This is a genomic window from Paenibacillus sp. FSL R7-0312, from assembly GCF_038004445.1.
Lineage (GTDB): Bacteria > Bacillota > Bacilli > Paenibacillales > Paenibacillaceae > Paenibacillus_AQ.
On sequence record NZ_JBBORE010000001.1, the window covers coordinates 639,361 to 654,368 of the forward strand.

The 15,008-nt window shown below is 53.5% G+C and carries 13 protein-coding genes; 1 reads left to right on the forward strand and 12 read right to left on the reverse strand.

All coding sequences use genetic code 11. The annotated features are described in order from the left end of the window. Nucleotides 1–22: 22 nt before the first annotated feature. From MKX70_RS02645 to MKX70_RS02685, 9 genes are all read right to left on the reverse strand, one after another. Nucleotides 23–274, reverse strand: coding sequence for a hypothetical protein (locus MKX70_RS02645; RefSeq protein ID WP_042232379.1), 252 nt, complete (start codon nucleotides 272–274; stop codon nucleotides 23–25). Next, nucleotides 271–873, reverse strand: a complete 603-nt coding sequence (gene def / locus MKX70_RS02650; RefSeq protein WP_340841615.1) for a peptide deformylase — start codon at nucleotides 871–873, stop codon at nucleotides 271–273. The genes MKX70_RS02645 and def overlap by 4 nt, the downstream gene beginning before the upstream one ends. 72 nt (nucleotides 874–945) lie before the next feature. After that, the gene (locus tag MKX70_RS02655; protein WP_042232377.1) at nucleotides 946–2,238 is read right to left on the reverse strand and encodes a stalk domain-containing protein; all 1,293 of its coding nucleotides are present in this window, start codon (nucleotides 2,236–2,238) and stop codon (nucleotides 946–948) included. Between the two features lie 106 nt (nucleotides 2,239–2,344). Continuing rightward, nucleotides 2,345–2,635: a hypothetical protein gene (locus tag MKX70_RS02660; protein WP_340839524.1), complete on the reverse strand. Its 291-nt coding sequence runs from the start codon at nucleotides 2,633–2,635 to the stop codon at nucleotides 2,345–2,347. A 15-nt stretch (nucleotides 2,636–2,650) separates the two neighbouring features. After that, nucleotides 2,651–3,538 (reverse strand): inositol monophosphatase family protein, encoded by an 888-nt coding sequence (locus MKX70_RS02665; RefSeq protein ID WP_039308641.1) that lies wholly within the window; start codon nucleotides 3,536–3,538, stop codon nucleotides 2,651–2,653. Nucleotides 3,539–3,703: 165 nt separating this feature from the next. Next, nucleotides 3,704–4,711 carry a UV DNA damage repair endonuclease UvsE gene (gene uvsE, locus MKX70_RS02670; RefSeq protein WP_042232373.1) on the reverse strand — a complete coding sequence of 336 codons (1,008 nt, stop codon included), beginning with the start codon at nucleotides 4,709–4,711 and terminating at the stop codon, nucleotides 3,704–3,706. Beyond that, on the reverse strand, nucleotides 4,708–5,025 hold the full coding sequence (locus MKX70_RS02675) for a hypothetical protein (RefSeq protein ID WP_042232370.1): 318 nt from the start codon (nucleotides 5,023–5,025) through the stop codon (nucleotides 4,708–4,710). Before MKX70_RS02675 ends, uvsE begins: the two co-directional genes overlap by 4 nt. A 46-nt stretch (nucleotides 5,026–5,071) precedes the next feature. After that, nucleotides 5,072–6,163, reverse strand: coding sequence for a D-alanine--D-alanine ligase (locus tag MKX70_RS02680; RefSeq protein WP_042232367.1), 1,092 nt, complete (start codon nucleotides 6,161–6,163; stop codon nucleotides 5,072–5,074). Nucleotides 6,164–6,182: 19 nt separating this feature from the next. Further along, a complete protein-coding gene (locus tag MKX70_RS02685) occupies nucleotides 6,183–7,211 on the reverse strand; it encodes an amidase domain-containing protein (RefSeq protein WP_042232363.1) in 1,029 nt (342 codons plus the stop codon). A 443-nt stretch (nucleotides 7,212–7,654) separates the two neighbouring features. Here MKX70_RS02685 and acnA point away from each other — a divergent pair, with 443 nt between their 5' ends. Further along, nucleotides 7,655–10,399, forward strand: coding sequence for an aconitate hydratase AcnA (gene acnA, locus MKX70_RS02690; protein WP_340781086.1), 2,745 nt, complete (start codon nucleotides 7,655–7,657; stop codon nucleotides 10,397–10,399). 117 nt (nucleotides 10,400–10,516) lie between these two features. Here acnA and MKX70_RS02695 read toward each other — a convergent pair whose 3' ends face one another. The 3 genes from MKX70_RS02695 to MKX70_RS02705 all read right to left on the reverse strand — a co-directional run bounded on the left by MKX70_RS02695 (nucleotide 10,517) and on the right by MKX70_RS02705 (nucleotide 14,861). After that, nucleotides 10,517–11,530 carry an ABC transporter substrate-binding protein gene (locus tag MKX70_RS02695; protein ID WP_340839525.1) on the reverse strand — a complete coding sequence of 338 codons (1,014 nt, stop codon included), beginning with the start codon at nucleotides 11,528–11,530 and terminating at the stop codon, nucleotides 10,517–10,519. Between the two features lie 197 nt (nucleotides 11,531–11,727). After that, entirely contained in the window at nucleotides 11,728–13,944 is a 2,217-nt protein-coding gene (locus MKX70_RS02700; RefSeq protein ID WP_340839526.1) for a helix-turn-helix transcriptional regulator, read from the reverse strand. A gap of 167 nt (nucleotides 13,945–14,111) precedes the next feature. Then, nucleotides 14,112–14,861 (reverse strand): IclR family transcriptional regulator, encoded by a 750-nt coding sequence (locus tag MKX70_RS02705; protein WP_042232357.1) that lies wholly within the window; start codon nucleotides 14,859–14,861, stop codon nucleotides 14,112–14,114. Between the last annotated feature and the right edge of the window lie 147 nt (nucleotides 14,862–15,008).

Below are 15,008 nucleotides of genomic sequence, written 5' to 3' on the forward strand. Positions count from 1 at the left end.
CCCGATTTCAGGGTTGAAATGATCAGCTCCCGCCGCTCTTGCGCTGTCCATACATGAACAGCGCAGCAACCGCGAGCGGGGTCACCAGCCTTACAGCGAGCGGCATGCTGCCTCCCGCAATAGCGACAACCACATAACTTACAACGATGGCCACTTCCGCCATGATGTGCTCGTGGAATGTACCTTTTCTAATCCTGTAGACAAAAACCAGCGCAATGACTAGTGCCAATCCTGTATATAGAAGGGTTAGCGGCAATCCTTGAATATCCATCATTCCCCCTTGCTCTTCTGTTCATACAGACTGCGGATTTCCACATCCTGCGGAAGCTTGAACGGATTCTGCTGATTGATCCGGTCATAGAACATGATCCCGTCCAGATGATCCATCTCATGCTGAATCACGATCGCCTGATAACCCTTGAATCTCTGGGTAATCACCTGACCATTCAGATCAAACCCCCGAACCTTCACGGTCTCATACCGCGGCACAAAGCCGTGCACAGGCCGGTCCACGGACAGGCAGCCTTCGCTCTCCGGTAAATACACCATCGCCAGAGAATGGCTGATGATCTTGGGATTCACCCAGGTATACTCTACATTTTTGCCGTTATCGTCCTTCAGGCACATCACGAACATCCGCTTCTTCAGCCCCACCTGATTGGCGGATAAGCCTACCCCTGAACGGAGCTTATGCTTGGCAGACATCTCGGCATCCTGGCTGTTCTTCAGGAACTGCATCATACACTTCAGCGCTTCGCGGTCTTCCTCCTGCAGCGGCAGCTGTACGGGTTCTGCTACCGCACGGAGTACGGGATCCCCTTCACGCACGATATCATCCATCGTGATTATATATTCGGCATTATATTTTGTAATAGACAACTGCGTTCATCCACCTTTGCCTTACGGGCCTGATTTTATTATGCAATATTGATATATTATGCTGGATTAAGGATTAATGAAAGCTGTCCGCAGCTTGCTGCTGTAATTCACATCGAAGCCAAGTCCGGTAGCGAGTGCGGCGAGCGGCAGGTACGTTTTATCCTCTTTGCCAACCTTTTGCAGGAAAGCCGGGGTATCAATCGCCACATCCGTTCCGTTCACCTTAATCGTCTTCGAGCCAATCGTAATCACCACGGTTCTTCCGCCGTAAATAATCGTCGCGCTGGAGGTTTTGTTATCCCATTTACCGGTTGCGCCTACCGCATTCAGAATGTCCTTCAGCGCCAGGAAATTCTGTCCATTCTTCAGAATGGGCTTATTGGGCGTATTAAGTGTGGTTCCCTTCACTACAATTGACATCGGTGCGGCGGCTGAAATCATCACTGCAGCTGCCGGAGTAAGGTATCCTCCCCACTGCAGCTCTGCGAACACTGTGGCAATCCGTTCATAGCCCAGCTGCGTCGGATGGAAGTCCGCCGCTCCAGCCCCGATAATGTGGGTGAGCGATCCCTCTACTCCCGCAAACTTTGCGGCAACATGGGCTACCTTTACGGGCGCTCCCGCCTGGTTCAAGGTAGCTGCGATATTCTCAGCCGCTACTGTGAACTGTGCAGCTGCACTCATCAGCTTGTCATATGAAGCGCCCAGGGCAATTCTTGGAGCAGGCTGATATTGATCGGCCAGCAGAATCGTTGCCAGGGGATTCACGGCCCGGATGTTATCCAGCGCCGATTTCACATTGCTGCTGTACGCCGCGAGGCGCTCCGCAAGCTGGGCAGTGAAGTCAGCCTCCGTAAGCGTCTTAACATTCAGAAACAGACTGCTGACATCATTGCCGCCTATAGTAATCGTAATCAAATCCGCTGCAGCAAGCTCCGTTCTAATCTGCGGCGTCATAGCGGCAAACTGGGCAATCCGCGGATCAGGCAACCCCGGCTGAATACTCTCAGGAGTAGTTGCCGTACCCTCTTTGATGGCAGCGGTATACTGAAGCAATCCTGATGTCTTCAGGCCTAATATACCGTAATTGCTTAGCGTACTTCTGCCGTGATACCAGCCTTGCTCCAGTAATCTCTCGGCGTATCCGTACGGCTTCACATTGGGATCGGTCATACCCGGCTCATACCCGGCAGTAATAGAATCTCCAAGTGCCACGATGCGAAAGACATCCTGCTCCGAGCCCTGCGTAACGGCTGCTGCAGCGGCACCGGCAGGGCCTGCATGCACATTAATCAATACGGCGAACAGCAGCAGCCCGCTAGTTCCGGCTGATATGAATCTTCTCCATGTCTTCAGCATCGTATTCCCCCTACATTAGTATAATTCCATTCTAACACCCAGCCACGCTACGCAAAAGAGCGGTTTCCCGATAAATCGGAAAACCGCTCCTGAGGTCCGCTGCGGCTTACTGCTCTCCGCTGCCGGATTCTGTAGAATTCTTATGGCCGCCCGCGCTAGACGGGCCGCTGATTTGTTCAGAACGCTGCACATATTTATCATACCGGCTGTCCAATTCGTAAGCGATTTTGCGGTATCGGCGCGTTTCTTCGACTATAGGATCGAGCGTAGTCTGTATCCGGATCTCATACTTGGGCGAAATCTGGCGTATTTCCTTGGCCTGCCTGTCGTCTTGCTCCATCTCGCCATCCTGCAGAAGCTCACTCAGTCTGCGCTCCAGATCATCATTGTCACTCATGGCAATGCCGCCTCCTTACTGCTTCTTGAATCCCGTGGCGTCAGCTGCTTGCAGGGAGTTCACCAGATAATCATGTATCCGTCCATTGCTCGCCACTACATGGCGTGTACTGATATCGTAGGGATTGCCCTGGGTATCAGTGACTTTCCCGCCGGATTCCAGTACCAGCAGCACACCTGCCGCACAGTCCCACGGACTCAGACCCACTTCCCAGTAGCCGTCCACCCGGCCTGCCGCAACATATGCCAGGTGCAGCGCTGCCGAACCGCCGGCGCGAACGCCGCGCACCTGAGGCAGAATTTGCTGCAGTCCAGCCATATTGGCAGGCTGGGCGAATACCCGGTCCGGCGGGAAGCCCATGGCAATCAGGCTGCTTCCAGGCTCCGCCTCCGCTGACACGGCGGTAGGAATCCCGTGCATATACGCACCTTTGCCCTTCTCGGCTACGAACATTTCGTCACGGATCGGGTCATAAATGACTCCCACTGTCAGCTCTCCCTTGACGACGAGGGCAATAGATACACAATAGAAAGGAAATCCGTGTACGAAATTGGTAGTGCCGTCAATGGGATCAACGATCCACAAATACTCATGCTCCCGCGCTTCATCCAGGGCAGCAGTCAGCGCGTCCGCTCCCGGCTGAACGCCTTCCTCCCCAAGGATGGCATGGTCGGGATAATGGGTCAGGATCAGCCGGCGGATCATTTGCTCCACACCTTTATCGACCTCCGTAACCAGATCCTGGGCGGATGTCTTGCTGCCCAGCTCCTTCACCTGGCCTTGTCTGCTCTTGATCCATTCCCCCGCTTTGGCTGCAGCATTAATTGCCGCCGCCGTATGTCCCTTGCTTGTAACTACATAGGGTTCCCGTTCATTTCGGTTATCAGGACTTACAGGACTCATCTCTTCACTCCGCTTTCTTTGAGCATGATCGTTCTCCCATGGAACGCTGTTACGCGCAGGACGTCAAATTGCTGCTCAACTTTCATTCAACGTACCCTATTTCAGCCCACTTATCAAGTCAATATTGGCACCGTAATAAGGCCTAATCCCCTTGTTTGTTGGCTGTTATGCTTGTATATTCACGCTGGCTCCGTTTAGTACCGTAATTCCGTTCCCGCCCTGTGCAAGCTCCTTCATGGCCTCCATCAGACCAAACAAGGCTCCGTCCTTGAGCTTCGCTTCGATCATGACATCCACTGCCGGAGTACCTTCGGCGATTCGCTTCAGAAAAGCAAATATCGGAGCCGGCTCCACGCCGTCGGCATGGCTCCGCGGATCGGACGGGCTGCGCGGGCTGGAGACATGAATCTTCGGAGGCAGTACTTCCCCGGGCAGGACATCCTTCAGGGCAAGACTGCTTGTCCATGTCTTCTGGATCTCCGGCCACAGCTCCCAGGGGAGCTCGCCTTCGTTGTTGACCCATTGATGATGGATATCCAGCACCATCGGCAGCCCCAGGCTGCGGCTAACTTCCAGTGTCTCCACCGCATTGAACGTCTTGTCGTCATTCTCCAGCGTCATCCGTTCCCGGAGTGCAAGCGGCAGCGCGGAGCATTGCTCACAGAAACGCGCCGCAGACAGAGGCTTGTCCCCATAAGCACCGCCTATGTGAATATTGCTCTTGGCGGTTGCCGGCAACCCCATGGCCTCAAGCATATCGGCATGATGCTGCAGGTCGCGGATCGAGCTTGCGAGGACCTCTGGACGCGGAGTACTAAGGACCGTGAAATGGTCCGGATGAAAGCTGACCCGCATGCCGTGCCTCTTCACATAAGTGCCCACCTCAGCGAACTCCTCCGCCAGTGCTGACAGCGGATGCCAATCCGCCAGATCAGGATGGGTAGCCAGCGGAATCAGCTTGGAGGTCAGGCGGTAGACCCTAATATCCGAGCCTGCATTATGCTTCAGCAGGCGGAGTGTATTATGCAGATTAATCCGTGCGATTGATTCCAGCTTACGCAGTCCGGCTTCCCGGTCGCCCAGCTTGTTAAAGCTTGCCATAGTCATTGTCTTAGAGGGTGAGCAGTCCGGGATGACGGTAGACATGGCGACATAGCCGAAGCGGACAATCATCCTTCTTCTCCAAAGAACATTTCGTAGGCAAGTGCCGTCTGTACACGCGACTCTTCCTCATTCAGCTTGCGTACCAGATCCATCTCCACAGCTGTAACCTCATTGCCCTGGAAGTTAATTTCAGCTATGGAAGCCGATATCTTGACGATCGCTACAGCAACATTCTCCGGGTTGTAGGCGATGACCTTCTGACCGGTCGGGTATACACGGAAGCCCTGCTTCACCATTTTGGTTCGTCCGTACTCCAGCAGCTCATATAGCTCCTGTTCATTCTTGAATTTGCACACTGAATTGAATTCTGATAGAAACCCCATGCTTCTCTCTCCTTCCCGGCCGGAATGCTCCCGCCGATCACCTATATTATTCGTTATCGTACTTAAGCCCTTGTCTGAACTGGTACCGCTCCAGCGCGAGCCCGATCATTCGGTCCAGCAGCGCCTGATAGGATACGCCGGTCTCACGCCACAGCAGAGGATACATACTGAACGGGGTGAAGCCGGGCATTGTATTCACTTCATTAATGAGAATTTTGCCGTCAGACTTCCGCAGGAAGAAATCGGCCCGGGTAATCCCGCTGCCCTCAATGGCCTTGAAAGCCAGCAATGCCGATTCGCGCAGACGGTCTGCCACCTCGGGATCGACAGGTGCCGGGATCAGCATCTGCGATTTACCGTCTGTGTATTTGGCGGCATAATCATAATATTCGCCGGAAGAGACGATTTCACCCGGAACTGAGGCTTCTGGCTCTTCATTGCCAAGTACGGCAACTTCTACCTCACGGGCATCGATGAATTCCTCGATGATGACCTTGGTATCATAACGGAACGCGTAATCAACAGCCTTGATCAGACTTTCTTTGTCGGCTGCTTTGGAGATGCCTACACTGGAGCCAAGGTTGGCCGGTTTCACGAATACCGGATACCCCAGCTTATCCTCTACACCAACGATCAGCTCATGGCTTTTGCTGTTCCAGTTCGCAGCATTGAAATAACAATATTCACATTGATCAAGCCCTGCCTCGCCGAATAGCTTCTTCATGACAACCTTATCCATACCCGCCGATGAAGCCAGCACGCCTGCGCCAATATACGGAATATTCGCCATTTCGAACAGCCCCTGGATGGTGCCGTCTTCCCCGTTCGTGCCATGCAGCAGCGGGAACATCACATCCACAATGGAATCTCCGCCGCTTAGTCCGCTGAACAACGCATTCAGGGCCATCCCCATATCACCGGAAGCTCCGGACAGCTTAAGCTCTTCAATTCCGCTGAATGGAGCCTCCAGGGCTGCTCCTACCTTCCACACTCCCTGTTTGGAAATGTAGAACGGAATAATTTCATATTTATCGTAGTCAAAAGCGTTCATAACCGCATAAGCCGTCTGGAGCGATACCTCATGCTCTCCGGATTTGCCGCCGTACACCAGTCCTACGGTCAATTTAACGTTCCCCATGCCCTAACCTCTTTCTGAATTATAAGTAGTCATTAATATGAAAAAAACGGTAGGCCGTGCGGTCCGTCCAGGCGTAGGAATCCTTGTAATCCCAGAAGCGGTGGCGGCTGCTGACCGTCCGGGCGTTCACCAGCGGCATGCCTCCCGCATCAAAGGCGGTAACAATCGTGCTGTGCTGGTAATGTCCGTTGCCGTCCCAGTCGTATTGGATCACATCGCCTAACATCAGCTGCTCCGGCCGCTCGACAACTTCAGCGCGCAGACCACTGCTCCGGCTGCCGCTCAAATAACGCTGCAGGCTGTCTGAAACCGCCCAGCTGAAGCTCCACCATTCCTGTGCCCCATTGTAGCCCTTGTACCACCAGCCCGTTTCTCTTTTACCAGTATAGTTGATAGGTGCTCCCCCTGCAAAGAGACATTGGGAGACATAATTCGTGCAGTCCACCTCGAAAATCTCGAACTCCGGATTGCCGTCCTTCCACCAGCGGTCGGCATACGCCGCCGCCTCTTCGCGGCGGTAGCGGACCTCCCTTGCGCTGCTCACTCCGCGCAGGACCCTGCGGTTCAGCAGCGGCTGGGATGGCCGCGGTGCAGGCAGCACCTCCCCCCACTGCGACAGCCGCAAGGCAGGCTCAGTCTCCACCACTTTGCGCACAGCATTCCGCTCGGGAACACTTCGCTCCACGTTGATTATCTCCCAGTCTCCATCTTTCCGCACAAAGGTCAGCCGCTCGGACTCAATCACATCCTCGCGGTGCGTCATTCCGCCCTTCTCATAATAGAATGCGCTGTGCAACGCCACATCGGCGACCACCTCGGCGGGATTCTGCCGCACGGTACGCAGTGTCCTGACGCCTGTTTCCCCGCGCAGCGGAGTGATTCCCCGCATGCTGTACCACTGCGCAATACGGCGGAAGCGTGTACGCTGTTCGTCCAGGAACCGCGGATCCTTGATTGTGGTTTGGCGCGGTTCAATTCCAGGTGCAACCCGCCCCTTGTTCAGCTGATCCACATAGACATAGAGACTTTTCTTCCACTGCTGCTCCATTCATTCTCCGCCCTTTCGTTCAAATATAAGAATTTATAGGCTCCGGCACTATAAATTATCCTTCTATTTCACGCTGAAACTGTGCCGTCCTTTTTAGGGCGGCATAGCCGTTTCCCCTTGCCGTGTTGGCTGCTGTCCTATGTAGTCCTATATATATGAAGGATTGCCTGCCGCTATACAGGACGGGAACGATTTAACTACAATTGAATCCGGGAAACCATCCGCTCCAGGCATGGCTGGAAATAGGCGGAAACGGCTTTGCAGCATGAAGCATATAAATTTTCTGAATGAACGGCTTTTTCGCTTAATTTAGCGCAGTTTCACCCTCTACAAACCTTCCATGAAGAAGGAAAAAAAACTTTACTCCCCTCTTTGCAACCGTTATACTTAAAGTATAGGAATATGAAATGTAGTTTCACCAGATGAAACGAGGAGGCGCATATATGCCAAGCAAGGACCATTTCTCACTGGCTAAGAACCTGGAATCAGGCGGCAAAACTTATCGCTACTATCATTTGAACTCGCTGGAAGAACAAGGCGTGGGCGACATTTCATCCCTGCCATTCTCCATTAAGGTATTACTTGAAGCTGCTGTCCGCCAGTATGACGGACGGGCAATTACAGAAGAGCATGTGAAGCAGCTGGCCGGCTGGTCCGGCGGCATTGACCGAAATAAAGAAATCCCTTTCATCCCGGCCCGGATTGTATTGCAGGACTTCACCGGCGTACCGGTAGTCGTTGATCTTGCCGCCATGCGCGACACCGTCAAGAAAGCCGGCGGCGACCCTAAGAAGATTAATCCGCTTGTGCCGGTTGACCTGGTTATTGACCACTCGGTTATGGTCGATGCCTTCGGAACTGCCGACGCACTGGAATATAATATGAACGTTGAATTCGAGCGCAACGAGGAACGTTACCGCTTCCTGCGCTGGGCGCAGACTGCCTTTAACAACTTCCGCGCAGTTCCCCCGGCAACCGGGATTGTGCATCAGGTTAACCTGGAGTATCTGGCTTCTGTAGCCACTACCAAAACTATTGACGGCGAAACGGTCGTATACCCGGATTCCCTAGTTGGAACGGACTCCCACACCACAATGATCAACGGTCTTGGCGTGGTCGGCTGGGGTGTAGGCGGGATTGAAGCGGAAGCAGGCATGCTCGGCCAGCCGCTCTATTTCGTGACACCGGATGTCGTGGGCTTCAAGCTGACCGGCAGTCTGATGGAAGGCGCCACCGCTACCGACCTGGCCCTGACCGTTACCCAAATGCTGCGCAAGAAAGGCGTAGTCGGCAAATTTGTAGAATTCTACGGTCCTGGTCTGGCTAATATCAGTCTGGCGGACCGCGCGACCGTAGCCAATATGGCACCTGAATATGGAGCAACCATCGGCTTCTTCCCGGTAGACGACGAGACGCTGGCCTATCTGCGCAGCACCGGACGCCCGGATGAGCTGGTTGAGCTGGTAGGCGATTACTACAAAGCGCAGGGGATGTTCCGCACCGCAAGTACGCCGGACCCTCAGTTCAGCGATATCATCGAACTGGATCTTGCCTCTGTAGTGCCCAGCCTGGCCGGACCGAAACGTCCGCAGGACCGGGTCGAGCTAACCCATATGAAAGAAACCTTTGAAGGCATCATCCGCACACCTGTTGACAAGGGCGGCTATGGCCTCAGTGATGAGAAGATTGCCGAAGTCGTGGAAATACAGCACAAGAACGGCAGCACCAGCAAGCTCAGCACAGGAGCCGTTGTCATTGCCGCCATTACCAGCTGTACGAATACCTCCAACCCAAGCGTTATGCTTGGAGCAGGACTGCTCGCCAAGAAGGCTGTCGAACGCGGATTGACCAAACCAGGTTATGTCAAAAGCAGCCTGACGCCCGGATCGCTGGTCGTTACGGAATATCTGCAAAAGGCCAATTTGCTGAAGCCGCTGGAAGCGCTGGGCTTCTATCTGGCCGGATACGGATGCGCCACCTGTATCGGCAACTCCGGTCCGCTGCCGGATGAAGTCAGCCAGGCCATTACAGAACATGATATGACCGTTGCCGCTGTTATATCCGGCAACCGTAATTTCGAGGGCCGCGTACATGCCCAGGTCAAAGCCAACTATTTGGCTTCACCGCCGCTTGTGGTAGCCTATGCGCTCGCTGGTACCGTTAATATTGACCTGAAGACCGAGCCGCTGGGGTACGATCCGCAGGGCGAGCCTGTCTTCCTGGCCGATATCTGGCCTACTACTGCCGAGATCCGTGAAGCTGTAGCACTCTCGCTCAGTCCGGAAATGTTCCGCAGCAAATATGAGAATGTCTTCACGGCCAATGAGCGCTGGAATTCCATTCCGGTACCGGAAGGCGAATTGTATGAATGGGACGATAATTCCACTTATATTCAGAATCCGCCATTCTTCGAGCATCTGGCAGACGGTATCGGCGACATCAAGGATATCCGCAGCTCGCGTGTTCTGGCGCTGCTGGCTGATTCCGTCACTACCGACCATATCTCACCAGCCGGGAATATCTCCACCTCCGGTCCGGCCGGAGAATATCTGCGTAATCATGGCGTAGAACGTGCGGACTTCAACTCCTACGGCTCGCGCCGCGGGAACCATGAAGTGATGATGCGCGGTACCTTCGCCAATATCCGGATCCGCAACGCCGTTGCTCCGGGAACCGAAGGCGGGGTAACCACCTTCCTGCCGAGCGACGAAGTGATGTCGATCTATGACGCATCCATGCTGTACCAGTCCGCCGGCCAGAACCTGATCGTCATTGCTGGCAAGGAATACGGCACCGGCAGCTCGCGTGACTGGGCCGCCAAGGGCACGTTGCTGCTGGGAGTCAAGGCCGTCATCGCCGAGAGCTTCGAGCGGATTCACCGCAGCAATCTCGTCGGCATGGGCGTACTGCCGCTGCAGTTCCAGGAAGGCCATGGCTGGAGCAGCATGGGCCTGACCGGACGTGAGACCTTCGACATTACCGGTCTCGACAACTATGTACTACCCGGTCAGGAGCTGACCGTCACCGCCACACGCGAAGACGGAACCCAGTTCGACTTCCCGGTCATTGCCCGGCTCGACAGCACTGTTGACATCGACTACTACCGTAACGGCGGTATCCTGCAGACGGTGCTCCGCCAGATGCTGGCTGATGCCACAGCTTCGGAAACGGCTCTGCCGGTAGAATAACCTTATACACACAAGCTTAAATATTACAAAAGCTGCGCTGGTATCAGATATTGATCTGACACCGGCGCAGCTTTTTATATGCAGATTTGCAGATAGCTTCCTTATTTCAATAATGGATTATTTCACGGACAGCAGGCTTGTTGTGATGAAATCCAACTGCTTCTCCAGTGAGATCGGGTCATTGTAAGTATCTGCATCAGGATTGAGCTGGAAGACGTTTCCTGCTTTAACTGCTGGCAAGCCTGCCCAGATCGGATTATCATATACAATCTTAGGATCTGTTGTATCCCCTGACCATGGACAAGTGAAGATAATATCACCGGCGAAGTCCGGAAGCTTCTCCAGAGAGATGGAGGCCCAGCCTGTCCCGCTGTCAATCGCCTCTTTCTGCGCTTCTGCAGGTGCCTTCAAACCAAATTCCCCGTATAGAATTTCACCGCCCCGTCCATAATTATGTCCAAATACATACAGACCCTTGGCATACGGGTTCAGGATAGATACGGTTTTGTTGCCCACAGCGGCCTGCACCTGCGGCTTCAAATCAGCAATCCGGGCCTCCCACTGTGTGATCCAGGCCTTCGCTTCATCATTCTTATTCACAAGCTTGCCGTAGTCCAACATCTGATCCTTAAAATTCTTTGCGCCATACTGAATCTGCACTACAGGCGCAATCTCCTTCAGCTTATCGATGCCTTCCGTGCCGGTGTACACAATTATCAGGTCAGGATCCAAGGACAGGATATTCTCCGGGGTGACATCATCACCAAGTGGTTCTGCACCCTCAAGCATTTCTGCAAGATACGGACTAGCCTTGGCTCCTTCCATAACCCCTACCGGCTTTACGCCAAGCGCCAGGAGATATCCTGTGTAGAACGCGGTAGTATCAACGATTCGCTGCGGATTCTTGGGTACTTGAACTTCTCCTACACTGTCTTGGAAAGTGACCATTTCTACATCAGCGGTTGAATCCGCAGTGCGGGCTGTTGCAGCAGGAGTCGCCGTAGAAGACGTCTCAGGAGAAGCAGCGGAGTGGTTTGCAGAGTTATTAGCGGACTGGCCACAAGCTGCCAGCAGCAGAGCCAGGGCTAAGGTGAGGATGATGAGTACCAGACTTTTATTAGAATGTCGCAAAATGATCCCCCTATGTATGTGATATTGATAATCATTATCAATTATAATATAGCACAGCGTTTTCTCTCTGACAACTTCATTTTATTAAATTTTAAATAGTCCACCTGCCTTCCTGCAGCATATGAATGCAAAAATCCCCTTTCAGCCGAAAGGGGATGGATATCCATATGGAGCAAAGCAGTTAAACCGGCTAATGATCAGATCTCGATGCGCTCAGAGTCGAGTATTCTTTTATAGACCAGAGCAATGATCTGTGAACGGTCCGTTACATTCATTTTGGTGAAAATACGGCTTAGATGATTCTTAACGGTATGCTCGCTGATAAATAAGGCACTGGCAATTTCCTTATTCGTCTTGCCCAGAATAATCAATTCAAGCACTTCCTCTTCACGCGGCGAGATTCCCCATTCTTCCTTAGGTGTCTTCAGTGCAGCGTTGTTCAGCAGCTTGACCGCCGATACCTTTCTCCTCATTGGTTGAGCATCCGAGCGGCTGCGCAGAAACGATTGAAGGGCTGATTGCGGCTCACTGTCAATCTCCCCGACAATGTACTCATCCAGACTGTAGCGGGAGGGTTCCAGCCATTCCAGCTCCGGTTCCGCAAGCTTATCCCTATCCGCATGTTTGGCGGTATGATGAAGCACAAGTGCCAGCAGCTGTGCGGGCAAAGAAACCGACGGCTTATCCATCTTGAAATAGAAGGATGCCAATTGATCCACCTGCTTCAGCAGAGCTATCTCTTCCTGATAGAAGCCGTATCCCTGCAGAAATTCAAGTTTGAACGGAGCCAGCAGACAGGCGTTTCTCATCCGTTCCGCTTCCCGTTCCGGCAGACCGGTGTAGCGGGCAAGCTCATGCGCCATTGAAGAGGCATCCAGCGACATACTCTCCAGCTCAGGATTGGTGCTCCCCAGATAATCCCGGGTATGCTGGAGGAATACCCCCGCCTGCTTCACAAGCCTGCTATCCTTCTCGATGAGCCGGATTGCCGTGCTGGCCAGACTGGCTAGACAGCTCGCGAATGTCAGCCATTCCTCTGCTTCACTGCGGCGTCTGAAGCCTACCGCCAGAATTCCTTTGAATACCTTCTCGGCAATCAGCGGACATTCCAGCAGCACCTGCTCCTCGGCATCCTCGTTAATAATAGCGGAGGAGAGAAAGGCTTGCGGCGAATACCGGTCCCCAATCTCCTGGACATACTGGGCAGCAGCCTCCGGGCTCCAGCCCTTGGCATGATGGCTGCTTCCTGCTGCCTCCTCAAAGTAGACGAGTACAGATGAAGGATAGAACGGCATCCCCATAATGATCTCGAGCAGTTGAATACCCAGCTCCTGTGATGATGTGGTCTGCGGCAGCAGGCACGCGGCCTCTTTAAGTCTCAGTGTAGCATCATTACGCAGGGTTTCGCGCTGCCTGAGCTTCTCCCCGCGTGAGGATAGCCCAAGCAGAGAAGCAACCATCTGGTCCTGCTGGGCGTGGTCCTGCAACTGGCGGATTTCACCAAAGCCCACAGCCAGCAGCAGCGCTTTTTTGCCGCTGTGAATCTGAACCGGATAACATGACAAATACTCCGGCTGCGTAATTCCGCGCTGGGTGAAGAATAACGATCTCGGATCTTTGGCAACGTCCTGCCAGTGCCGGGGCTCCCTGCCGAGAACAGCTTGTCCCAGAAACCCGTCCCCCTGCTGGAACTCGGCATTCATCAACAGATTCGCTTCTTTGCCGGCGGAATATTTCACCTTATACCTGCCTGCCTCTTCCTCTTTGGCAAAAGCATATAAATCGGCATCCGAGAGCCTTCCTGCCATTTGCTGCAAAACATCCTCAATCTTCAGAAAGTCTGTTTCCAGATTGGAGAGCAGCTGTGAAACCACCATGCCGCTTCTCTGCGCCAGGGGTTTGAGCACACAGCCCGCCAGTAATTTAGACATTATGTTTCCAAGAACGGCCAGTTTGCCCCTGATCTTACCGATATGCTCCCGGCTAAGCTCAGGCATGGCAAGCAGTTCAGTCCGTAACTCCTCATAGTGGGGGTGAATCCTCATTTTGGCCTCAAACGCCTGCAGTACAAGCTCCCGGGTCCCTTCTTCCATGTATAGGCCCGACCACAAATAATAAGTCTGTCCATACTCGGGAACCAGCGGACTGACCACATACTTTAGCCCGGGAACCCATTCTTCCAATACAGCAGGATGCGATAAGGGACCCAGTCTGAGCAAAGCCGGCTCGAAAGGGCGCTGCGTCTCCTGCAAAGAACTGAACATTTTCTGATAGAATATTCCGTAAAGCGTTGGACGGGTTATTACATTCCCTGCCTGATCCGTAAGCACAATAGCCTGACTCGTGACAGAACCGAACGTATCCTGGAGCTCTTGAATTTCTCCCATCAGTGAATCGGGTATTACAGCTTTCATCCCATCACCTCATGCTCTGGATTACATTTCATAACTTTTAATAATTGTAACTAATATTTTTTAATAATAGTTCATTTTAACTAGATACACAATGGAACTGGCAGGCCTGGTTAGCCTCTATTTACTATAATTACCCCCTTGCCCGGCATTTAACGGGAAGCGCCGTTTCAGCCCATCATCAGACCCATTTCAGCTGCAGCCTCACCCAGTATCACTGCATAATCCTCCAGCGTCTCCCGCGAAAGCCGGCTGACCGGACCGGACAGGGAGAGTGCTGCAACCACTCCCCCGGCACGCCCGGTAATAGGCACCGCCACTGCAGCCGCACCCGGCTCGCGTTCCTCGAAGCTGGTGGCATACCCGCTGCGGGTGATTTCCTTGAGCTGCTCCAGATATAGGCTCCGGTCTACAGCTTCAGGCCAGGCCGGGTCGGCCAGCAGCCGGACCTGCACTTCCGGAGGCGCGTAAGCGGCCAGCACCTTGCTCGATGCGCCTACAGAGAGGGGCAGCCTTGCGCCGATCTGTGCCACCCGGCGGATTGCCTGCCGGCTCTGCACAGCCTGGATACGCACGCGCTCCAGATTGTCGCGCAAATAGAGGCTGACCGTCTCTCCCAGACGGTCACGCAGCCGTTCCATCGCCGGCAGCAGCAGTACCGCTGGTTCATTCAGCGTCGGCAAATGCGTTGACAGCTCCCAGATGCGAATCCCCAGCCGGTATTTCTCCGTGCCCTCATCACGCTGCAGGAAGCCCTTCTCTTCAAGCGTAGTCAGCAAGCGGTGTACCGTACTTTTATGCAGGCCAATCTTGGCGGAAATCTCCGTCAGACTGAGGTCATAATCATTATCCTGAGTGAAGCACAGCAATATATCCAGCGCACGTTCTACGGCGCGTACAGTCAGTTTCCGGTCTTCCACCCTGATCTCCCCCTCACGTGTTTCACCTCTTGAAACCCGGTTACATTATTCTTCAGATCCATTCTATCTTAGTGCAAAAGTCCGAAAAAAGTCCAGCATATTCACTGTACGGTAAAGAATGGGCCGCAGTTTACAGTTACATTACAA

Excerpts from the sequence above, each read along its gene's own strand:
- MKX70_RS02645 (WP_042232379.1), bottom strand. The coding sequence starts at position 274 with ATGATGGATATTCAAGGATTGCCGCTAACCCTTCTATATACAGGATTG.
- MKX70_RS02655 (WP_042232377.1), bottom strand. The coding sequence starts at position 2,238 with ATGCTGAAGACATGGAGAAGATTCATATCAGCCGGAACTAGCGGGCTG.
- MKX70_RS02660 (WP_340839524.1), bottom strand. The coding sequence starts at position 2,635 with ATGAGTGACAATGATGATCTGGAGCGCAGACTGAGTGAGCTTCTGCAG.
- MKX70_RS02665 (WP_039308641.1), bottom strand. The coding sequence starts at position 3,538 with ATGAGTCCTGTAAGTCCTGATAACCGAAATGAACGGGAACCCTATGTA.
- uvsE (WP_042232373.1), bottom strand. The coding sequence starts at position 4,711 with ATGATTGTCCGCTTCGGCTATGTCGCCATGTCTACCGTCATCCCGGAC.
- MKX70_RS02675 (WP_042232370.1), bottom strand. The coding sequence starts at position 5,025 with ATGGGGTTTCTATCAGAATTCAATTCAGTGTGCAAATTCAAGAATGAA.
- MKX70_RS02680 (WP_042232367.1), bottom strand. The coding sequence starts at position 6,163 with ATGGGGAACGTTAAATTGACCGTAGGACTGGTGTACGGCGGCAAATCC.
- MKX70_RS02685 (WP_042232363.1), bottom strand. The coding sequence starts at position 7,211 with ATGGAGCAGCAGTGGAAGAAAAGTCTCTATGTCTATGTGGATCAGCTG.
- acnA (WP_340781086.1), top strand. The coding sequence starts at position 7,655 with ATGCCAAGCAAGGACCATTTCTCACTGGCTAAGAACCTGGAATCAGGC.
- MKX70_RS02700 (WP_340839526.1), bottom strand. The coding sequence starts at position 13,944 with ATGAAAGCTGTAATACCCGATTCACTGATGGGAGAAATTCAAGAGCTC.